The organism is Okeania sp., assembly GCF_035285525.1.
Taxonomy (GTDB): Bacteria; Cyanobacteriota; Cyanobacteriia; order Cyanobacteriales; family Microcoleaceae; genus Trichodesmium.
Map to the genome: position 1 here is coordinate 13,792 of NZ_JAYKGW010000155.1, position 21,433 is coordinate 35,224.

Genomic DNA, 21,433 nt, shown 5'->3' on the forward strand with positions numbered 1-21,433 from the left:
CCAGGAATAAAAAGAAAAAGATAAGTTTATCTCACGAGCTTAAAAACCGCTATACATTTTTTCCTACTTTACGATAACTTCATATTAGTCATAATATCTTGTTTTCACTACAACATATAAATGACTAGGTAACATTTTTTATTTTGTTATTTTGCTCAGTATAATTTTGGTTTCAAGCCTATATTAATACAAATATAGTAATCTTATTTTCATCCTATCCAAAATTGCTTTGCTTTGAGTGCATAAGGAACAGAGAATAGTAAATAGGTGAAAGTTTAGGTTTTTTTATTGACTTTTTGATTTATCGGAAACAATTTAGGATGGCTATATAGCTTCAGTATATTAAATGTGTTTAGGTATAAAATGATCATAGACTTAGATGAAATATTTCCGTATAAAAACTATTGAAGCGAGTTAAATACCAGAAGAGTTTTTAAAGATTCAGTAAATTTATAGACAAAGGGTTGTCATGTTTAAGTAAGAATGGCTATAGTGTATTTGTCAGGGAAAAAAAAGTTAACTAACCCTCCAAAACCAGGAAAAGAACTGCAAGCTTCTATCTACGAAAATATCTAAATAAACTAATCATTGATGTCATCATTACTGACTGAATAGTAAGAGTAGCTATTGTCTGTATGTCAGTGAAAAAAAAGTTAACTAACCCTCCAAAATCAGGAAAAAAACTTCAAGTTTCTGTCTACACAAATATCTGAAGAAACTAATCATTTACCTCATAATTACTGAAAAAAATTCGACATAATTAATTAAGGAGTTCTCAAAATGAAAAACCAAATCGTTGCTTCCATTCTTGCTGTTCCTTTCGCTTTAGGTGCTGTATTCGCTGGTGCTGCTAATGCTTTTGAAGGTAGTGCTCAACTAAATGGTACTCCACTATTTGAATTAGATTGGAGTACAGAAGGAAATACAACAGCTACATTATCTAGTAATTCATTGACCTTTACTCCAGATGTAGCTGGTGTGTCACTGACATCACAAACAGGAGATTTTTTAGGTTTTGACATTGCACAAATCCAAGATGTGATTACATTTGACCCTTTTGAGGCAGAAAACCCTTTTCTAGACTTCGGTTCAGTCATTCCAGAGGGTCTATCTCCTACAAACTCTACTATTAATGATGGTGAAAATGTTTTTATCCTCACTGATTTGGATTACGATGTTAGACAAGTGGCAACTAACTTAGTCGGTATTGATATAATACTTTATGGAGACTTTAATATTGGTGGAGAAGTAACTTCTGGTCAAGGTCTCTTCACATTACAATATGCTCAAAACGGTGCAACAGTAGATTCAGTCAACGCACAAATTAATAGTGATACTGGTCTCGAAGGTCTAGCTCTTTCTGGTGCTGTGTTCACTACTTCTGTTCCTGAACCAACTGCATTATTCGGTATTGGTGTTTTTGCTACAGGTTTAGTTGCTAGTCGTCGTCAGAAAAAATCTTAAGTAAAAATCTGGCGTTCGGGTGAGCGATCGCCCTACCTTTACTGAGAAACTCGGTTCAGATTCAATGCTGAATACATACACAGGACTCCTGATGAAGTCATTTGTGAGAAAAAAACTATAGGGGTTTGGTCTTCAAACCCCTACCATAAATAAAATTAGGACTTACGCAAAGCAAGGTATTTCTGTCCGATACGAGCGACAGCGTTTGCGGAGCATTCCGTCAGGAAAGCAATCTCAAATGACCAAAGCTCCTCGATTATGCGTAAGTCCTGTAAAATGTTACGATATATTTAGGGTTTCCTGAAAAAGTCTAGTAGTTATGACAGGGAACACTTAACTAGGAAATTGATTTTGCATAACAACTCTAAGTAGTCCCTATCCATGATAGGAAGCAATTTCAGAGCTGCGTAGAGATTGCTATCCTTACCGAATGCTGCGCCAATCTTCCACTCCGTTTCAGTTCCAATGACTTAAATATCAGGACTTACGCAAAGGTACTATATGTAGAGTTAAAAAACTATTGCGCAATAGTTTTAACCACTATATCTAGGGTCGCTGCGTAAGTCCTGATATATAGGACTGAAGCCATGAGTTACGAAAAACAGGGGTTTGAGATTGCTTCTCTTCGGTCGTATCGAACGAAAATACGTTGCAGTTGCGTAAGTCCTGATAGAATTATCCGGATTCTATATACTTTGGATATTATTGTTGAATGGGAGGGGATTCCACAGAAAGAGCTGACAGTTAATAGCTGAATGGGAGCGCATTCCACAGGAAATGCTTACATTAGGACTTACGAATAATTACTTTATGTATTAGGGGGTTAATGATTATTAACCCCCTATGAATTTTGCATACTTTCATCTTTTCCTAATTTATAATTCATTATGAAAATATAAAGTTAACTTTATGGCCTTACCTAATTAATTAAGGTATGTAAACATAGGAATTTCTATACTGATGAGGTATAAAAGTTTGGATTTTAGCTAACATTAATAGGCAATAACAAAGATAAATAGATTAGTTTGCCCCACAAACTTGAAAAACACATACATTTTTTCATGTTTTACTATAACTTAATATTAATAAAAATATTTTTTCACTTCATATAAACGACTAATTAAAATTTATTATTTTGTGGTTTTCATAACTATAATGAGGATTTTAAGCCTATATTCCTGGAAATATAGTCATCTTATTTTAGCATTAAGATCAGTTAAATTACACAAGATTTTTTTAAAGATTCGGTAAATTAATAGATAAGGGGTTGTCATACTTAAGTAAGAATGGCTATAGTGTATTCATCAGGGAAAAAAGTTCATTAACTCTCCAAAATAGAGAGAATAAATTCAAGCTTATATCTACGAAAATATCTTAATAAACTAATCATTGATGTCATAATTACTTACTAAATAGTAAGAGTAGTTATTGTATATATATCACTGAAAAAAAGTTCACTAACTATCCCAAACATGGAAAAGAACATCAAGTTTATGTCTATACAAATATCTGAATAAATTAATCATTGACATCATAATTACTGAAAAAACTCGACATAACTAATTAAGGAGTCCTCAAAATGAAAAACCAAATCGTTGCTTCCATTCTTTCTGTTCCTTTTGCTTTAGGTGCTGCTGTATTCGCTACTACTGGTGCTGCTAATGCTGCTTCTTTAAGTGGTAGTTTCCAATTTGATGGTTCAGGCGATCCTCCAACTACCCTTATTCTTACCGATGATCAACTTGATTTCAATCCTGATGATGCACAGCTTGACCTCAAACTACAAACAGAAAGTTTTACATCTTTTGATTCTGCTTTCATTTATGACTTAGAAAACCCAGTTAATCCTAATCCTAGTTTATTTATCGATTTAGGCGATCAAGATGGTGAGAACCTTTTATATGTTAACAACATAGGAGAATATGTCTATACTGGTGTTGGTTTGTCAACTATTATAGGTATTTCATTCGATGGTTTCTTTGAGAGCACCACTGGTGAAATATCACAGGCAACAGGTTTAATTAGTCTCACCGCAAACGATACTGTTGCAAATGTACAAAATGCTGTAGAAAATGGTACTGGTATTCAGGCAAGTTTCACTGGTTTTAGTGTTGCTACTACTTCTGTTCCTGAACCAACTACATTATTTGGTCTAGGTGTTGTTGCTACAGGTTTAGTTGCTAGTCGTCGTAAGAAAGATGCTTAAGTAAAAATCTGCTGATAGGGTGAGCGATCGCCCTACCCTCTGCTTTCCTCCAAAGTGTAACTATTCAACCGGACATGATCGGGACTTACCCAAAGAAACGCGGTTTCTAAAGTAAATCATTGTTTTTGACAATAAACATTTACCGAAGAATTAATAATTAGAGTTTGCGCTTCTTCAGTCTTTTAGTAGCGGGGAGGAGCCAGAATCGAGCAATCCAGAAGGAATGGTCATTACAGAAGAGGTAGGAGGAAGAATTATCCCTTGATTTTCTGTCACAATTAGCCAAAAATACTAGACTTTTTAGCTTTCAAGATCTAAAAGCTGGTACTTTTTCCCGACTAAAAAAGCTGACACCTTTATCTATTAATGCTTTCATGCTTTTTTCACAGACCCTAATTAACCAGGACTTACGCATTAGAAATGCAATTTCAAGGTTTGAGATTGCTTTCCTTCAGAATGCTGCGCTTTCCATGTCGCGAAGTGAAACGCTGTTGCTTGCGCTGCGAGTCGCGCCATGACAAAAATACGCTGCGGGTGCGTAAGTCCTGTTAACATTAACTTAGGTTGAATTATCAAAAAATTGATTCTGTTTATGCTAATGAGTTAATAACTGGAGTCTTGCCCAAGCATAGCACTATTTTTAGGAATTGGTATAAAACAAATGTAGAGTCTCTCCAATTACTGAGGTAAAGTTAGTTTTCTTCTTTTCTTCTTTTCTTCTTTTCTTCTTTTCTTCTTTTCTTCTTTTCTTCTTTTCTTCTTTTCTACTCCCTATTCCCTAAAAAAGATTTCCAGAAAGAATAATTTTTTCCTAAACGAGTTGTATTCGTAGCATCCTGAACATTGCCTTTCAATTCTTGATAATATTTATCGTCCATAAAATTAATATTTAAACTAGAATCAGCCACCAATCTCCGGAATTTTTCCTCAGTATAATCTCTCCCATTAATTAATGCTCCTCCAGGATTGGAAACCAATAATTCTCCATTAATCGCTACCGAATTAACCATATTCGGCCACCAAGCATAACCGCTATATCCAAACATTGCTGGCACTCTAATTATCTGTTGATCAGTCAGATTAAATTCCTGTTTTAACTTCTCTATTAATGGATTTATTTTTTCCCTTTGTAAATAGAGATTATGCTCAATTAATCTAGTATTTTTTAAAGTAGCTCTTACTGTTGTTTGAGTGCTTGAACCACGATTTATAGCAGCTTGACCATAACCTTGTTGACTCAATTCTTCTAATAATTTAACCCCCGCTTCTGGACTCACAATTAACATTAATGGTTTGCCAAATTTGCTAGGAATAAAATTAATAATTTCATCAACATGACGAATCATTAACCAAGAAGTATCAATATCAACTGGCGGACCTTGAACTTTCTGTGCTTTAATAAAGTCAATAATTTCAGGATTCATACCTACTTCTCCTGCTTTACCATAATATATTCTTCCCATCGGATATCCTGGTAAAGATGGTGTCACCTCCAGATTTCCATAACCATCCACCCATCTATTTAGAGGATCAAGTCGTCTAGGTTGACCAACTTCAAACCAACCAAAATTTTCTTTGAGAAGACTGAGAGAATATTGGTCATTTTCCCCCTCACGATTAGCTTTGAGGACCACATTCATATTATGGAGCTGACCTTGACTGGGAAACTGCACATAACCTATTTCTTGAGTGTCTTGCATCCAGGTAGTGCCACCAGGATTAATTTTTGCTGTGGCACCTGTTTTTTCAATAATTTCTCTAATTTTATTAATAAACTCTTCATTGGCAAAACCACGATCGCTCACATGAAGTTCTTTGACTGGAGCAGTATTAGGAGACATTAACCAAGGAACCACACCTATTTGAATACTATCAGTAGCAATTTGTTGACCATTTTTTTCAGCGATCGCCTTCAAATTAACTACTCCTTTCCAGTTGCGATCAGCAAATTGTTTTGCTTCTACACCTAATACTATTTTATCCCCAGGTATCAAAGCTTCAATGCCAGAAATATCTACTCTTTCCCATCCATATTCTGTTTTTTGGAAAACATTGATATAATCACTAACATTTGCATCTGTAGAAATATAAATTTGAGCATCCCGATAAGTTTCTGCCAATTGAATATTAATCATAGCTAAATCTGCTACATCACTTTCACCATTAACATATTGATCTTCCCAGTCTGGAATGAAATCATTGTTATCATCATCATTATTAAATAACATCAACGCACCTGTTGATAAAGACCATTTTTCTCTATCTGACTTATCAGTTTCATCCAGTTTCCCATCTCTGTTAGTATCACCATAAATTGTGAAACCAGGGGATAAACTATATGCAATAGGTGAATGAGTTTCAGTATTATTATTTATTTGATTTTCTGTATCTTCTTCCCATGCTCTTGCTGCTATTACTTTTTCATAACAAGCAACTGCTAAATACCCCTGGTATTCTATCATTTTTTCAATCGCTCGATCTGTCATCAATGAATCTTGAGGTATTTGTCGCAAAGTTTCAATTGCCTCTAACCATAAATTTTCTGCTTCTTGCCATGTTTGATAATTTGGCTGTTTATTTTTTCCTTTTGCTACTGCATTAGTTGCTATGCTCAGTGCTTGTTTCCAATTTTCAACAGCTTTTTCTTCTTTAATAATTCTTGCTTCTAAACTACGGAAATCTTTCAAAGTTTTTTCATATTGTCGCACTTGAAATTGGTATTGCCAAGGTTCTATTTTATTTTGAAAATTTGGCATTTTAGATACTTTATCAAGTTCTTTTTTTAGTTGGTTTTTAACCTCGTAAAGTTCTGGTAGAGAAGTTATTTGTTCAGGAATTTTTATACTGTTATTTGCCAAATTAATAGTTTCTAACAAAGAAACTTCTGAACTTTCTGGTTGAAGAAGTGAAGATTGTGCTACTGCTTGAGGCATAGGTATCCAAATAATTCCTACCAATGCTCCCACAGTATTAACTAGAGCTATTTTAACGTATCGCATCCAACCCATAGTATAAATCCTTTCTAAGAAACCTATAATAATCTCTAAAGTATACAATTCTCTATTTTATTCGAGTTTCAATGAGAATTGTTTAAATATTTTAGGACTTACGCAGAAACCGGGTTGATCAGACAATTTTTCGGGAACCGTATTTCCTGGTTTGAACCACAATATCACAGGCCAAAACCCGGTTTCTTGGTGGCGCGTGCGTAACTCCTGTATTTAATTTACACAAATAGAAAACTAACTGCTATCCTTAGCCAAATTTAGTAATTAGGGTTTGCCTAAAAAGTCTTTTAGTAGGGAGGAGGCTCCAGAATCGGTGAATCCAGAATCCAGAAGGAATGGTCATTACAGAAGAGGTAGGAGGAAGAATTATCTCTTGATTTTCTGTCACAATTAGCCAAAAATACTAGACTTTTTAGCTTTCAACACCTAAAAGCTGGTACTTTTTCCTGACTGAAAAAGGCTGAAACCTTTATTTAATGGTGCTTTTATGCTTTTTTCAGCCAGCCCTAATTATAATAAATCCGGTTCGTGGAGAGAAATTTACTCTGAAGGTAAGGCAGTCAAGATGAGAGAGCAAGAGCAAAAAGTGACCTCTTTAATAACCGGATTTAGTATGATATAAAGTTCTGCAAGAATTGATTTGATTTTTTATTTTTGGAGATGTCTATTCTTATCTTTCTTTTAGCTTTTTTTTAGTAATTATATTGTCTTGGGATAATAAAATAAGTGATAAAAAAATTTATCATTTCTCACCTTTTCTTTCCTTCTACCTTCTGCCTATTGACCAATAAAAATTTTAACTTTTTTAGGCTTTGATTTCTCGGAAACCGTAAAAGTAGGAGTTTTTAGGTCCCTCAGGTTAAAAAAGTAAGCTTTTAATCCTGACTAGGGCAGAAAAATCAAGGGATAATTGTTCTAATTTATCGGGAACCGTCTATATCCTCTTAACTCTTAACTACTCCCTACTCCCTACTCCCTAACTTAACAAAATGAGATTACTGTATATTTCCGGTTGATAGATCGTAATTAGGGTTGGCTGAATAAATCTAAAATTATTACTGACCAATAAAAGTTTTAACTTTTTTTAGGCTTTGATTTATCGGGAACCGTAAAAGTACGAGATTTTTTTGCTCATACATAGAGGAACAAAAATTAGTATTTAGGTAAGACCAAGGCAGAAAAATCAAGGGATAATTGTTCTGATTTATCGGGAACCGTGTATATCCTCTTAACTACTCCCTACTCCCTACTCCCTAACTTAACAAAAAGACTTTTTCAGCAAACCCTAATTATATATAAATTTTATAGGATAGTTAATAAATACCTTATTTGGCTTCATATTATCTGCCTAATTATGACTTTTCAACCGGAAATTTTTGTCATATTCTTTAACCCAATCCTAATTTGGTTTTACCCAATTAGCTGTTTCTAGATTATTCGCACTAGCTCCATTATTAGGTAACTCTAAACAGTAACCAGCACCGTATACTGTTTTAATAAATCGAGGATGACGAGGATCTGGTTCCATCTTCGTTCTCAAATGTCTAATATGGACTCGAATCGTCTCAATATCATCATCTGGATCATAACCCCAAACTTCCTTGAGAATTTCACTAGGAGATACTGTTTGGCCATGACGTTGCAATAAACAGTGGAGTAACTCAAATTCTAAATGAGTTAGTTTAACTGTTTGATCAAACCAAATAGCCTCAAACCTTTCTGGAACTAAAGTCAGAGGGCCATAACTGAGTATTTCGCTATGTTTAGCTGCTTGAGGAATTCGATCTGTCCGTCGCAGTAAGGCACGCACTCTTGCTAATAATTCTTCAACTTCAAAAGGTTTTGTTAAATAATCATCTGCTCCAGAATTGAAGCCTTCTACTTTATCTTGGGTTTGACCCAAAGCAGTTAACATCAATATAGGAATATCTGCTGTCCGTTCATCACGACGCAGACGTTGACATACCGTAAACCCATCTACTTTTGGTAGCATTAAATCTAATACTATCATGTCTGGTAATAGTTGCAAAGCTAGGGCTTGCCCTTTTATACCATCCTCTGCTTGACTAACTTCATAGCCAGCCATTTCTAGGTTTACGGCAACGAGTTCTGCGATCGCAGGATCATCATCAATGACGAGTATTCTAGGCATCATTTGTTACATCTAACCTACGATTTTTTTCTTATTGTAATGTTTAATTAAGATTTTTAAGTTTTTTCTATATTTTTTTCATTAAATCTTAATTCTTTTTGATCAACATCATTTTTCTTTAAAAGTTTTATAATTGCGCCATTGTTCCTTAACACAAATTTATTTTATTGTCAAGGCACTAAATGATACTGAATTGATACTGTGTAAGAATCTTGCATACAACACTTTTAACTACTCCCTAGAACCAAAGAACTTTGTACCTCAGACTTTTCAGGAATTGCCGTAGAAAATATTGTACTATTAGACATCTGCAAAAATTACAAATATAATCAATTATTATCCAGAAATCATCAATTACTTCCCCTTGTTCCCAGTTAAGTGTTAAGTTTTCCCTCTTTTCTGGAGATGTCTATTTGGAAATTATTGGTAAAAATCGAGCTTGCTCCTTTAAATATTTCCATGAAATTAATTCTGGGTCTTTTTGACTACTCCATTCACTAAAATCAGGTTTTGTTTTCCGCTTACTAATAGTGCTACTATGAACCTTTAGCCGTGCTGCCAACTCTTTCTGAGTCAAAGAAACTACTTTATCTATATCCTCAGAATAATTATTTTCTGGGGTAAATTTAAAACCGCCATTTATCTGAGAATCCTGGGATGGAGTCCAAGAAGTTGATACTTCTTCTAAAACCGACTCTCCATTGTACCCTAAAATTTCATCTACAGGTACTTCAATTATATCTTTTTGAGCAGCCACTAGAGATACAGCAGTCGGAAAATAGTACAATAAACCACCTTGCTCTGTAATTTCTAACTCAGCACCAAACTCTTTGGCTCTTTCATCAAGAAACTTTTGGACAACTTTCCCTGACAGTTTAGAGTTGATGGCTAAATCTAAAGCTGTAATATGTCCCTTATTCTCCCGGATTAACTTATAGAATAGAGTATTTAAACTGTTTTGTTGGTGTTTTTTTTGTTCTTGATAACGTCGAAAAGTCCACAACACTCCAAAACCAATAATGATAATTGCCAACAAGCGCCAGGGTAAACTGAGCATTAGTAACCCTAACCCAATACAAATCATAATGGGAGAGTTATAGATAGGATTTTTGTCAAGGTTTTTGGGTATTTTGGACATAATTAGTGTTTTTGAGCCAGATTTTCTGCTTCTAAGGCGTACCTCCTAAATTTATTTAATACAATTTTAAAATATGTTTCGTAAACTAACAATTATTAGTGGCGTTATTATAGTTTGTTTATCAATCGCTGGTTGTGGCGGTAGTAAGGTTTTTCAGTGTAGTCAATTAGTTTCTATTGTTAACAAAGGTAATACTCTTGTCAATGCTCAAACTTCTTATGATGCGACGACAACTAATGAACTTGGAGAAGAGTTAGAAGAAATTGCTCAGGAGTTAGAAAATTTAAAACTGAAGGATGAAAATTTGCAACAGTTTCAGCAGGAATTTTTTGAAAGTTTTAGAGAACTTTCTCAAGAGTTTGTTAATATGAGTTTAGGTCTTAAAACTAGCAGAAAAATAGAAGCTTCATTAGAAGGTAGCAAAAAATTTAATCAGGCTAAAGATCAAGTTACTCAAGCTGGGGAACAGGCAAATAAATTGGCGAATAATCAAGATATTTTACTAGAAGAGCTTATTAGTTACTGTCAAAATAATTAGGGTTTAATCAATAATGAATCATTGCTCATTAGGGTTTCCTGATTCAATCTCAAAGCATTTACACTTTAGACCAACACAGCTCAAATAGTGCATTAGGTAATCAAGGTTCCTAGGGACGGGATGGATAATTAACAATTAATAATTACTTCTTGTTAAAACCGAGATATATTAAGCAAGTACATAAACCTTATTTCATTATCAATTGTCAATTATCCATTATTAATTATTCATTGTATTTCTAGCTCTAGCACATAATGTCCCATGGGTAACTGTTGAGACCAGAGTTCATATTCTAGGCGCAGATAATTGGGAATTGGCGTTCCCTTAACTACTAAATTACGGGTAAAATTACGCAGTCGTAATTGATAATGTAAATTTAATGAATCATCTTGAAGCCAATAACGACAGATACCATAAACCCCTCTTTCCCAAAGATGGCGGTAACAATATTTCCCACTTCCTTGCATTGTCAGAATGATTCTAGAAGGAGAAACTTCTAGCCATAAAAGTCTGGGTTTGGGAATATTTGGTAATATAGATAATTCATTACTAGATGATACTGCTCTCTCAATAATTGCAGGTTCATGCAATAATATGTGGAACTGGTCTCGATCTTTATGATAGAGAGTAGCTGCAGTTTCAACTAGAGACCAAATAGGTAAGTCTGTTGATATTAATGACAAACTTACAGGTTTGCGTTGATAAGTTAGCATATATTTTTTCTAATTGTGATTGTTGATTTAATAGCTATTTTGAAGAAGGAAGAAGGAAGAAGAAAAGTAGATACACTGCCTTTCATTTTTATGAGGTACAACTGTAGCGGGCGTATCGATCAGACCCCACTACAATAATTTTATCATTCACGCGCTGGGCAGCATTCCGCAGGAAAGGAAACGATATTGGATTTAATAGTTATTATTTTCTTGACTGAAAAATAAGGTATCAAGTTTCTTCTTTTCAGATGATAAAGAAAGAAAATGAATGGGTTTATCTAACATTTTGAAGAAAGCCAAAAAAACAGGAAATAGAAAAAAGTATTTTGGCAAATATGAGTAAGATGCACCCAATTATTAATTATTCAATTCTTCTCCACATATTATTATTATTATTATTCAAAAGCTTAAGAGAATGTATAAAACTTCCTGATAAATTTTCATAAATTATTTTTATCCTATCACATCAGAAATATTTGCGGAGAAGAAATAGTTATTTACCAAACAATCTTAAAATTATCTATAGTTTATCCTGTATAGTAGTTAAATTGAATTATTATTCTAAGTTTAATTGCATTTTTTTTGCTTTTGTTCCAAATTTTTAACTTAGGATAGTAATCCTAGTAATATTATTCCTGTGTAAAATTTATAGTTACTTTTATGATAGCTGCCGTAGTTAGTACAGAAATTACAAATAGTCAGGAAACTTTAATAATTCAGAGACCAAAATCAGGTCTATCTCTTCAAGGTAATATCTCAATTCCTGGAGATAAATCAATTTCTCACCGCGCTCTAATGTTAGGAGCGATCGCTGAAGGACAAACTAATATTCAAGGTTTACTTCTCGGAGAAGATCCCCGTAGCACTGCTAAATGTTTTTCTCTTCTGGGAGCTAATATTTCTCAGCTCAATACAAAATTAGTAGAAGTTCATGGTGTAGGTATAGGCAATCTTAGGGAACCATCTAGTATTTTAGACTGTGGTAATTCTGGTACGACAATGCGACTAATGTTGGGCATTTTGGCATCCCATCCAGAACATTACTTTACAGTTACAGGGGATAATTCTTTAGTTAATCGTCCAATGTCCCGGGTTATTAAACCACTTACAGAAATGGGCGGTCAAATTTGGGGTAGAAAAGGGAATACTTTGGCACCTTTAGCAGTTCAGGGACAAAAGTTAGGACCAATTCATTATCATTCTCCTATAGCTTCCGCTCAAGTAAAATCTTGTATTTTGTTTGCTGGTTTAATGGTAGAGGGGAAAACTACAGTAACTGAACCTGGTCTATCACGAGACCACAGCGAAAGAATGTTAAAAGCTTTTGGAGCAGAAGTTCAAGTTGATCCAGAAACAAATAGTGTGACAGTGACAGGTCCAGCTCAACTTCAAGGCCAAAATGTGGTTGTACCTGGTGATATTAGCTCCGCAGCTTTTTGGTTAGTTGCAGCAGCTATTGTACCTGGGTCAGAATTAATAATTGAAAATGTGGGTGTTAATCCTACCCGTACAGGTATCTTGGAAGTCTTGGAAATGATGGAGGCTAATATTATACAAGAAAATCAACGAATTGTGGCGGGAGAACCTGTAGCAGATTTACGGGTAGGTTATAGTTCATTGAAAGCTTGTGAAATTTCTGGTTCTATAATTCCCAGATTAATTGATGAAATTCCAATTTTGGCCGTAGCTGCTATGTTTGCTGAGGGGACAACTGTGATTCGGGATGCTGCGGAATTAAGGGTCAAAGAAAGCGATCGCTTGGCAGTTATGGCCACCCAGCTCCAAAAGCTGGGGGCCAAAGTGACAGAATTACCTGATGGTTTGGAAATTACTGGTGGTGTTTCGATAACTGGTACAGATGTTGAAAGTGATGGGGATCATCGAGTAGCTATGAGTTTAGCGATCGCTGCACTGAATGCTACTGGCACTACTAACATTCATCAAGCTGAAGCTGCTAGTATTTCTTACCCCAACTTTACGCAGACTCTGCGACAAATCTGTACTTAAAACAACTTATGTTAAATATTGCCTAAATTTTAGGCATCGTGAGTTATCAGAAATTAATTAATGCTTATTTATTAAAATCTGCTCAAGTATGGTTAACTATCAGATGACTTATCACCTATTAGTTGATCTTTCCAAGCTTGAATTTCTTTTGATAACTCCTGGCGATTAGAAGCAAGAAGTAGATACCGATAAACAAACCAACCAGAATAGATAATACCAATTAACTCAAAGGTTGGAGCTAGTAGTGGAATATCATTTAATGATTCAACTACTGCGAACATTACCTTGAAAATAATAATTGCTCCTAGAATTATACCCAGAGTAATGATTGGCTTTTGATATTTTCCAAAAAAGCCAGCAATAATTATTGGTAGTTCTGATAAGATTTCCAAGAATTGGTTTTTGATATCTTGAAATTGATCAGATTTTTCTTCAGAACTCTCTACTGTAACTAGAGAACTTGTCTCTGTAGAACTTACTCCTAATTTCTGTGTAGTATCTTCTTTCTCTTGCATGAGAATCTCCTTTACTTAACTTAACAAATTAACTACGACAAACATCGAAGTTGTATAGGTTAGTAGTCCATTTTATAGGACATGGCCTACTTTACTGGGAAGTAATCTTGAGACTTACACCTAAAGCAGGAAAACCTAATATTGTTAAGAATAATCTATAGACTTGATATATGAATATTGATTTAATTATTGCTACAAATCTTAAAATATTAACTTCAAGTAGAAAAGAGGGAGTAGGAAGTAGACGGATATGAATTATAAGTTTTTCTTGATAAACCACATTTTTAAGGAGTAAGGGAGTAGGGGAGATAGATAAAGCTTCAAAGCTTTTTTGGGTCACAAAAAGTATCAAAAAATTACCAACAAGACTTACGCAAAGGTACTATATATATAAAATATATAGTCAAAAAACTATTGTGCCATAGTTTTAAGCACTATATCTAGGGTTGCTGGGTAAGTCCTGACCAAGTTAATCTTTAAAACTCTGGATTTTTCCTCACAAAACTTAGAAAAATCAGGACTTACGCAAAGGCACTACATAAGGGGTATTAGTGCGTTGTGCGTTGCGCGCTTTTCATGTCGCGTAGCGTTTCGGCGCTTGAGCCGACATATAAAGCGGAGCTTTGCGGAACGCAAAACGCACCCTACCAATAGCGTTCATGGCTCTAGTCCTGAAAATGTAGAAAAATTAACGCCTGTAACTATTACCCTCTGATAATAAAATCATCAGCTGCAGGCAGTGCTTTATTGCTCAAAGTTGCAAACTGACCACCATCACCAAAACCACTGGCACTACCATTATAATTGTAGAATAAAGCACCATTATTAACGTTGTCAACAATTACAGCATCAGAAGTTGCAGCACCTGCTGTAACAGTAGCAAAATCTACAATATCTGTAAATGTAGTTAGAACCAAGATAATTTTATCTTGACGAACAAAAAAATCAGTAATTACATCTACTATCATTAGAATCAAATGGTTGGTTGGTAGCAAAGATGAAACGGTCAATACTCGCTCCACCAGTTAGGTGTCATCTCCCGAACCAGCATTTAGGCGATCATTGCCTTCCCCACCAAAGATATGGTAAAACCCAAGACGACCATCTAAAAAATCATTGCCATTTTTTCCATAGAGAGAGTCATTATCCTGACTACCAATAATCGTATCATCACCACCTTGACCAACGAGAGCATTATCTCCCGCTCAACCAATAATGAGATCGTCTGCACCATTTAAGGTGTGTCAATCTAGTAGGGTGCGTTACATTTCATTAACGCAGCGCATATCCTGTATATTTAGGTGGGTTGGGTTTATAGACGATGGCTGTATTTCGGTGCGTTACGGAAGTGCGGCTAACGCACCCTACTGGACTGACACACCTACAAATGTGCATTAGGGAGTAGGGGAGTAGGGAAGTAGGAAAGTAGGGGAGTGGAGGAGTAGGGGAGAGAGATTATTGTTGGGTTTCGGGTTCCTTAACCCAAAAATAATCTATTGCATCATTTAAGGTGTGTCAGTCTACTACTAGATAAAATCAATAGTAGGGGAGGGTTTTAGCTAGAATTTTAATGCTTACTCTCAGACTTACATAAACCCGCCCTCATGCACAAAATTAGTTACGGTAGTTTACTAAAATTTTTGCTATTTTTTTGTACAAAGTTTGACATAATTAGCATCTGCTGAATAAATATAGCTGAATAAATATAAAAGTATTCAGAGATAAAGATTTCAGTATTTTTATGGTCAGAAAAAGTGCAAGTTTTTAGGTGGCTAAGGTTCAAAACCTGAGCATTTTAGATTCACACTTGAGGTGAAAAATTAAGAGACAATTCTTACTTATAGGTAATCTATAACTTTCATTCCTCCTAAATTCTTCTCCTGGGATGGGTTAGGGGTGGGTTTACTCCCTACTCCCTACCTTAACAAAAATACTTTTTCAGCAAACCCTAATTAATGAGATAATAAAACAGCCAAAAAATTAACTCAATTTTCCAGTTATAAATTATGTCACAAACTCCCTTTTCTCCAGAAGAAATAGCATCCGAAGGTATCAAAGCCGAAGAATATCAAGAAATTATCAACCGTCTTGGTCGCCACCCGAATAAAGCAGAACTAGGAATGTTCGGGGTCATGTGGTCTGAACACTGCTGCTACAAAAACTCCCGCCCTCTCCTCAAACAATTTCCAACCACCGGGAAACGCATCCTTGTCGGACCGGGAGAAAACGCTGGAGTGGTAGACTTAGACAACGGACTCCAACTCGCTTTCAAAATTGAATCCCACAACCACCCATCCGCTGTTGAACCATTCCAAGGTGCTGCCACTGGAGTCGGGGGTATTCTCCGAGATATTTTCACAATGGGTGCGCGTCCTATCGCCGTACTCAATTCTCTCCGTTTCGGTTCCCTAGAAGATGCCAAAACTAAACACCTATTTACTGGAGTCATTTCTGGTATTTCTCACTACGGGAACTGTTTCGGTGTACCTACCGTCGGTGGAGAAATTTATTTTGATCGCGCTTACGCAGGCAACCCCCTAGTCAATGTGATGGCATTGGGATTAATGGAAACACCCGAAATTGTAAAATCTGGTGCATCCGGTATTGGCAACCCAGTTTTATACGTCGGTTCCACCACAGGTAGAGACGGTATGGGAGGAGCAAGTTTCGCCAGTGCCGAACTCAGCGAACAGTCAATAGATGATCGCCCCGCCGTCCAGGTAGGCGATCCATTTTTAGAAAAATGTTTAGTGGAAGCTTGTTTGGAAGCATTCAAAACTGGAGCAGTAGTAGCAGCACAAGATATGGGAGCTGCTGGTATCACCTGTTCCACTTCAGAAATGGCAGCAAACGGAGGTGTTGGTATTGAATTTGACTTGGATAAAGTACCAGTCCGAGAAACTGGCATGGTTCCCTACGAATATTTGCTCTCAGAATCTCAGGAACGAATGTTATTTGTTGCTGAAAAAGGTCGCGAACAAGAATTAATTGATATTTTTGAACGTTGGGAACTTCATGCAGTGGTAGCAGGTACAGTTATCGAAGCACCTATTGTGCGCATTTTCTTCCAGGGAAAAATTGCTGCCGAAATACCTGCTAGTGCTTTGGCAGATAATACTCCTCTTTATCACCGGGAATTATTGACTGAACCGCCAGGATATGCTAAAAAAGCTTGGCAGTGGAATGTGGAATCATTGCCATCATGTACGGAACAGGGTATGGAAATTAAGGGAAATTTTCAAACCTGGAATCAGATTTTACTGACTTTATTAGACACTCCAACTATTGCTTCTAAAAATTGGGTGTATCAGCAATACGACTATCAAGTACAGAATAATACTGTGATGTTGCCTGGTGGTGCTGATGCTGCTGTGATTCGGTTACGTTCCCAAATTTATGATTTTAACAACCCAACTACAAATTCCGGTGTTGCTGCCACAGTTGATTGTAATTCCCGTTGGGTTTATCTCGATCCCTACAGGGGTGCAAAAGCGGTAGTAGCAGAAGCAGCAAGAAATCTCAGTTGTGTGGGTGCTGAACCTGTGGCAGTTACAGATAATCTCAATTTTGGTAGTCCGGAAAAGCCTGTAGGATATTGGCAGTTAGCAGAGAGTTGTCGTGGTATTGCTGAAGGTTGTCGGGAGTTGGGAACTCCTGTGACTGGTGGGAATGTATCTTTATATAATGAGACTTTGGATGCTGACGGTGTTCCCCAGGCAATTTATCCGACTCCAGTGGTGGGAATGGTGGGATTAATTCCTGATATCACTCGTATTTGTGGTCAAGGTTGGCAAACTGAGGGCGATATTATCTATTTAATTGGAAATTTAATGGGTAGTTCTTTAGCTGCTTCTGAATATTTGGCAACTGTTCATGGTGTGGTTGCTGGAAAACCGATGGAAGTAGATTTTGATTTGGAAAAGCGGGTGCAAGGAGTTTGTCGTTATGGTATTCGTGAAGGTTGGTTGCGTTCTGCTCACGATAGTGGTGAGGGAGGTTTAGCGATCGCTTTGGCGGAATGTTGTATTAGTGGGAAGTTAGGAGCTAAGATTATTTGGGAATTATCTGATGTTTCTGCTTGGCGATGGGATGAATTTTTATTTGGTGAAGGTGGTTGCCGAATATTGGTTTCTGTTGCGCCAGAAAATCAGATAATCTGGGAATCATATCTTCAGGAAAATTTGGCAGATTTTTGGCAGAAAATTGGTTTGGTGGAGAATGCTGAAAGTGATTTACAAATTTTAGTTAATGAGAGTTTGTGTTTGATTAATGTAGAAATGGGAGAAATGAGCGATCGCTTTGAAAATTCTATTGAAAGACGTTTGAATTTTTAGCTTGAAGTAGTTAGTTTGTAGTTGGTGCGTGACACTACAAACCCTACAGGAGAAGTGACTCCTCCGTTCACTATTGATTTAACAAAATTGGAAGGGTTATCCCAGGATATACTTAGTAAACTTGGGAATCTTTCAGTAATTGTTCAAGAAATTGATAGTGCTCAAGGTATTGATACTGAAGGTATTAAACAAAAGCTTACGGACATCAAGACCAGTGTAGACCTTGCCCAATCTCAGTTTTCTGGCGAGATCAGCGTAGGATTTGGCACAATAAATGCTGCAGCTAATGCTATAAATGCTGCTGTAGCAGCTCTTGACTCAAATACATCAAGATTGCTTCAAGACTTAAAAACTATTGGTATAGACAGTGTTTATCGTCTTGATGATGTGGTTAACTTTTCTGAGATGAACTTGAGCGAAATGATGAAAGCTAACGCAGAACTTGCAGGCGTTAAGACTGGCGTTCTGGCGCTCAAGGCAGAACATGACGAGAGTCAAGCAAAACAAGACTTGCAGCGACAAGTTAGTGAAGAGACTAACAGATTATTAGCTCCTAAAAATCTCCTACACAAGAGTGTTATTGTGGATTTCTCTTCTCTTCAAACAATTACCATAACGGGAGGCACTGGTAATTTTTTTTCATCTACCTACTCAAACACAATTACTAATTATTAATTATCCACTAATGAAAAATTCTCCTATCGTTCCTACTGGGCTTTTGCTAAAAGTCGTACTGGAGGTTTGAAAACTTCTACAGGGATTCCCACCAGTGTTTGTTTTGGTTTCCTGAAATCTTTACTAGAAGTAATAGATACGGAAAAACCAGAATATTTAGTCATTGCTTTTGATTTAGCAGAACCTACTTTTCGTCATAAAGCTGATATTAATTATAAGGCAGATAGACCTAAGCCTCCAGAAAATTTAATTATTGATTTAGAAAATTGAAAGGAGCTTTTAAATGCTTTTAATTTAAAAGTTATTACTTTTCCTGGTTATGAAGCTGATGATATATTGGGAACTTTAGCACGAAAAGCTAGTGCTGTTGGTTGGCGAGTAAAAATTCTTTCGGGAGACCAAGATTTATTTCAATTAATAGATGTAGAAAAAGGTATTAGTCTTTTACATTTACCTGGGGGTAAAGGTAGTACACCTAAAGAATTTTTGGCTGAAGAAGTGAAGCAGAAATTGGGAATTTTGCCGAGTCAAGTTGTTGATTATAAAGCTCTTTGTGGAGATAAGTCTGATAATATTTCTGGTGTTAGAGGGATAGGGGAAAAAACTGCTAGTAAGTTGTTGAATGAATATGGCTCTCTAGGAATAATTTATCTTTATATAAATAAAATTGAAGAAGTAAATCGAAAAAAGTTAGTAGCAGGAAAAGCTGATGCAGAACGTTCTGAGTTTATAGCAGTAATAGAAGTAAACGTGCCGTTAAATATTAGCATAGAATAGTTTTGAATAAAAAGATTTTCTCGGTCAAAAATTGAACCTGTTTTGCAAAGGCTAGAATTACAAAATTTTCTCAATCAAATTCCTAATTTAGAACAGCAGTTTGATAGGTTAGCTAGAGTTAAGTCTTGGCCGGATGAATCAGAAAATAACCAACCATAAAAATCGACAAATACTTTTGTTAAAGTAGAAAGTGATGATTGTTTTTTCAGCACCGAAGATCAAAAGATAGCTCAGCAACAAATTTCTATAAAATCAGAAATTCCGCCTCAAATTATTGATACTCCAGAAAAGTTAAAGGAGTTAGTAAATATTTTAAAACCACAGAGAAATTTTCAGACTCCAGTTGCTTGGGATACGGAAACAACATCTTTAGAACCGAGAGATGCTGAGTTAGTTGGAATAGGTTGTTGTTGGGGAAAAAATATAGAGAATGTTGCCTATATTCCGACCGGACATAAAATTGGAAAAAATCTGGATAAGGTGATAGTATTGGAAGCTTTAAAGCCAATTTTGGAAAGTGCCGAACATCCGAAAGTTTTTCAGAATACTAAGTTTGATAGATTAGTTTTTCGGTGTCAAGGAATTAAATTAGCTGGAGTGGTTTTTGACACAATGTTGGCAAGTTATGTATTAGATCCTGGAGCCAAACATAGTCTGGAAGAAATATATATTAGATATCTCAGATATCTGGAAATAAGTTGACGAAGTTATAACGATGTAGTCTCCAGAAATCAAACTATTGCTGACCTAGATATTGGGAAGGTAGCTGACTATTGTGGTACTCAAGTTTTTGTGACTTTTCAGTTAGTAGAAAGATTAAGAACAGAATTAGAAAAAGCGGATAAAAATCAATCTACTGAAAAGTCTTTGTACAAATTATTAGTAGATATAGAACAACCTTGAGAAGTTGTTTTAGTCGAAATTGAATTTCAGGGAATTAAGATAGATATTGAATCTCTGAAAAAATTATTAGTTCAACTGAGAAATCTTTGTCTAAATTATTAGTAGATATAGAACAACCTTGAGAAGTTGTTTTAGCCGAAATTGAATTTCAGGGAATTAAGATAGATATTGAATCTCTGAAAAAATTATTAGTTCAACTACGAAAAGATAAAGATGCTGAGCAAAATCAATCTGCTGAAAAGTCTTTGTCTAAATTATTAGTAGATATAGAACAACCTTGAGAAGTTGTTTTAGCCGAAATGGAATTTCAGGGAATTAAGATAGATATTGAATCTCTGAAAAAATTATTAGTTAAACTACGAAAAGACAAAGATGCTGAGAAAAATCAATCTACTGAAAAGTCTTTGTACAAATTATTAGTAGATGTAGAACAACCTTGAGAAGTTGTTTTAGCCGAAATTGAATTTCAGGGAATTAAGATTGATATTGAATCTCTGAAAAAATTATTAGTTAAACTACGAAAAGATTTAGAAGAAATTGAAAAAAGAGCTTGTCAAACAGTAGATATTCAAATTTTACAAGAATATCTGAAGACAGAAATTAATAAAATAGATTCTAATTCATTTACCAATCAACAAGAATTAAAAAAAACAATATCTAGCCCTATACTCAAAGCATATATCAGTAAATTATCAAAAGAGCAAAGACAAAATTCAGCAACTATTGAAAAAGAAATAAATCAAACAGAAACCAGCGACTTATTAAACCTAAACTCTCCATCTCAATTAAGCGAATTATTGTTTCAAATTATCAGTCAAAATCAGAAAAAAACTCGCCAAATAAAAACAGGTTATTCCACCGATGTAGTAGTCTTATAAAAATTACAAACAGAACCAGAACATCATCCTATTATTGATGAAATATTAAATCATCGAACCTTATACAAACTCTTTTCTACCTATGTCGAAGCCATACCAAAATTAGTTCGTTCAGATACTCAAAG

At 35.4% G+C, this 21,433-nt stretch carries 17 protein-coding genes and 2 pseudogenes; 10 read left to right on the plus strand and 9 right to left on the minus strand.

The features are described 5' to 3' along the window. Positions 1-780 precede the first annotated feature (780 nt). Both VKJ25_RS14685 and VKJ25_RS14690 read left to right on the plus strand, forming a co-directional pair. Positions 781-1,464, plus strand: coding sequence for a PEP-CTERM sorting domain-containing protein (locus tag VKJ25_RS14685; RefSeq protein WP_324237378.1), 684 nt, complete (start codon positions 781-783; stop codon positions 1,462-1,464). A 1,579-nt stretch (positions 1,465-3,043) separates the two neighbouring features. Further along, positions 3,044-3,670 carry a PEP-CTERM sorting domain-containing protein gene (locus VKJ25_RS14690; RefSeq protein WP_324237379.1) on the plus strand — a complete coding sequence of 209 codons (627 nt, stop codon included), beginning with the start codon at positions 3,044-3,046 and terminating at the stop codon, positions 3,668-3,670. A 764-nt stretch (positions 3,671-4,434) separates the two neighbouring features. Here the strand turns inward: VKJ25_RS14690 and VKJ25_RS14695 are convergent. From VKJ25_RS14695 to VKJ25_RS14705, 3 genes are all read right to left on the minus strand, one after another. Further along, complete coding sequence (locus tag VKJ25_RS14695; protein WP_324237380.1) at positions 4,435-6,726, minus strand: protein-arginine deiminase domain-containing protein; 2,292 nt, start codon at positions 6,724-6,726, stop codon at positions 4,435-4,437. Between the two features lie 1,351 nt (positions 6,727-8,077). Beyond that, positions 8,078-8,830: a response regulator transcription factor gene (locus VKJ25_RS14700; RefSeq protein ID WP_324237392.1), complete on the minus strand. Its 753-nt coding sequence runs from the start codon at positions 8,828-8,830 to the stop codon at positions 8,078-8,080. Between the two features lie 409 nt (positions 8,831-9,239). Then, on the minus strand, positions 9,240-9,968 hold the full coding sequence (locus tag VKJ25_RS14705) for a hypothetical protein (protein ID WP_324237381.1): 729 nt from the start codon (positions 9,966-9,968) through the stop codon (positions 9,240-9,242). A gap of 73 nt (positions 9,969-10,041) precedes the next feature. Between VKJ25_RS14705 and VKJ25_RS14710 the strand changes: the two genes are divergently transcribed. After that, on the plus strand, positions 10,042-10,506 hold the full coding sequence (locus tag VKJ25_RS14710; RefSeq protein WP_324237382.1) for a hypothetical protein: 465 nt from the start codon (positions 10,042-10,044) through the stop codon (positions 10,504-10,506). Between the two features lie 227 nt (positions 10,507-10,733). Here the strand turns inward: VKJ25_RS14710 and VKJ25_RS14715 are convergent, their stop codons facing one another. Next, positions 10,734-11,219, minus strand: coding sequence for a hypothetical protein (locus tag VKJ25_RS14715; protein WP_324237383.1), 486 nt, complete (start codon positions 11,217-11,219; stop codon positions 10,734-10,736). Positions 11,220-11,879: 660 nt separating this feature from the next. Between VKJ25_RS14715 and aroA the strand changes: the two genes are divergently transcribed. Further along, positions 11,880-13,226, plus strand: coding sequence for a 3-phosphoshikimate 1-carboxyvinyltransferase (gene aroA / locus VKJ25_RS14720; protein WP_324237384.1), 1,347 nt, complete (start codon positions 11,880-11,882; stop codon positions 13,224-13,226). A 92-nt stretch (positions 13,227-13,318) separates the two neighbouring features. Here aroA and VKJ25_RS14725 read toward each other — a convergent pair whose 3' ends face one another. The 5 genes and pseudogenes from VKJ25_RS14725 to VKJ25_RS24660 form a co-directional block, all read right to left on the minus strand. Beyond that, positions 13,319-13,741 (minus strand): CAAD domain-containing protein, encoded by a 423-nt coding sequence (locus VKJ25_RS14725; protein WP_324237385.1) that lies wholly within the window; start codon positions 13,739-13,741, stop codon positions 13,319-13,321. A 91-nt stretch (positions 13,742-13,832) separates the two neighbouring features. Beyond that, positions 13,833-14,081 (minus strand): hypothetical protein, encoded by a 249-nt coding sequence (locus VKJ25_RS14730; protein ID WP_324237386.1) that lies wholly within the window; start codon positions 14,079-14,081, stop codon positions 13,833-13,835. Positions 14,082-14,445: 364 nt separating this feature from the next. Continuing rightward, positions 14,446-14,709: a hypothetical protein gene (locus tag VKJ25_RS14735; RefSeq protein WP_324237387.1), complete on the minus strand. Its 264-nt coding sequence runs from the start codon at positions 14,707-14,709 to the stop codon at positions 14,446-14,448. Positions 14,710-14,766: 57 nt separating this feature from the next. Continuing rightward, positions 14,767-14,823 (minus strand): hypothetical protein, encoded by a 57-nt coding sequence (locus VKJ25_RS24655; protein WP_375340336.1) that lies wholly within the window; start codon positions 14,821-14,823, stop codon positions 14,767-14,769. A 36-nt stretch (positions 14,824-14,859) separates the two neighbouring features. Beyond that, positions 14,860-14,931 (minus strand): annotated as a pseudogene (locus tag VKJ25_RS24660) (hypothetical protein); the annotation flags it as partial. 816 nt (positions 14,932-15,747) lie between these two features. On the opposite strand from VKJ25_RS24660, the gene purL reads away from it, so the two are divergent. From purL to VKJ25_RS14765, 6 genes and pseudogenes are all read left to right on the plus strand, one after another. Then, positions 15,748-18,075: a phosphoribosylformylglycinamidine synthase subunit PurL gene (gene purL / locus VKJ25_RS14740; RefSeq protein WP_324237388.1), complete on the plus strand. Its 2,328-nt coding sequence runs from the start codon at positions 15,748-15,750 to the stop codon at positions 18,073-18,075. A 24-nt stretch (positions 18,076-18,099) separates the two neighbouring features. Beyond that, positions 18,100-18,750, plus strand: a complete 651-nt coding sequence (locus VKJ25_RS14745) for a hypothetical protein (protein WP_324237389.1) — start codon at positions 18,100-18,102, stop codon at positions 18,748-18,750. Between the two features lie 27 nt (positions 18,751-18,777). Further along, positions 18,778-19,254 (plus strand): annotated as a pseudogene (locus VKJ25_RS14750) (PIN domain-containing protein); the annotation flags it as partial. Then, positions 19,249-19,527 (plus strand): 5'-3' exonuclease H3TH domain-containing protein, encoded by a 279-nt coding sequence (locus tag VKJ25_RS14755; RefSeq protein ID WP_324237393.1) that lies wholly within the window; start codon positions 19,249-19,251, stop codon positions 19,525-19,527. The pseudogene VKJ25_RS14750 and the gene VKJ25_RS14755, both read left to right, overlap by 6 nt. 273 nt (positions 19,528-19,800) lie before the next feature. Beyond that, the gene (locus VKJ25_RS14760) at positions 19,801-20,229 is read left to right on the plus strand and encodes a 3'-5' exonuclease family protein (RefSeq protein ID WP_324237394.1); all 429 of its coding nucleotides are present in this window, start codon (positions 19,801-19,803) and stop codon (positions 20,227-20,229) included. A 500-nt stretch (positions 20,230-20,729) separates the two neighbouring features. Further along, on the plus strand, positions 20,730-20,870 hold the full coding sequence (locus tag VKJ25_RS14765) for a hypothetical protein (RefSeq protein ID WP_324237390.1): 141 nt from the start codon (positions 20,730-20,732) through the stop codon (positions 20,868-20,870). Positions 20,871-21,433: the final 563 nt, after the last annotated feature.

What these genes read in the sequence shown, in the direction of transcription:
- VKJ25_RS14715 (WP_324237383.1), bottom strand. Translation starts at nt 11,219, where the DNA reads ATGCTAACTTATCAACGCAAACCTGTAAGTTTGTCATTAATATCAACA.
- VKJ25_RS14725 (WP_324237385.1), bottom strand. Translation starts at nt 13,741, where the DNA reads ATGCAAGAGAAAGAAGATACTACACAGAAATTAGGAGTAAGTTCTACA.
- VKJ25_RS14685 (WP_324237378.1), top strand. Translation starts at nt 781, where the DNA reads ATGAAAAACCAAATCGTTGCTTCCATTCTTGCTGTTCCTTTCGCTTTA.
- VKJ25_RS14700 (WP_324237392.1), bottom strand. Translation starts at nt 8,830, where the DNA reads ATGCCTAGAATACTCGTCATTGATGATGATCCTGCGATCGCAGAACTC.
- VKJ25_RS14735 (WP_324237387.1), bottom strand. Translation starts at nt 14,709, where the DNA reads ATGATAGTAGATGTAATTACTGATTTTTTTGTTCGTCAAGATAAAATT.
- VKJ25_RS14710 (WP_324237382.1), top strand. Translation starts at nt 10,042, where the DNA reads ATGTTTCGTAAACTAACAATTATTAGTGGCGTTATTATAGTTTGTTTA.
- VKJ25_RS14705 (WP_324237381.1), bottom strand. Translation starts at nt 9,968, where the DNA reads ATGTCCAAAATACCCAAAAACCTTGACAAAAATCCTATCTATAACTCT.
- purL (WP_324237388.1), top strand. Translation starts at nt 15,748, where the DNA reads ATGTCACAAACTCCCTTTTCTCCAGAAGAAATAGCATCCGAAGGTATC.
- aroA (WP_324237384.1), top strand. Translation starts at nt 11,880, where the DNA reads ATGATAGCTGCCGTAGTTAGTACAGAAATTACAAATAGTCAGGAAACT.
- VKJ25_RS14690 (WP_324237379.1), top strand. Translation starts at nt 3,044, where the DNA reads ATGAAAAACCAAATCGTTGCTTCCATTCTTTCTGTTCCTTTTGCTTTA.
- VKJ25_RS14765 (WP_324237390.1), top strand. Translation starts at nt 20,730, where the DNA reads ATGGAATTTCAGGGAATTAAGATAGATATTGAATCTCTGAAAAAATTA.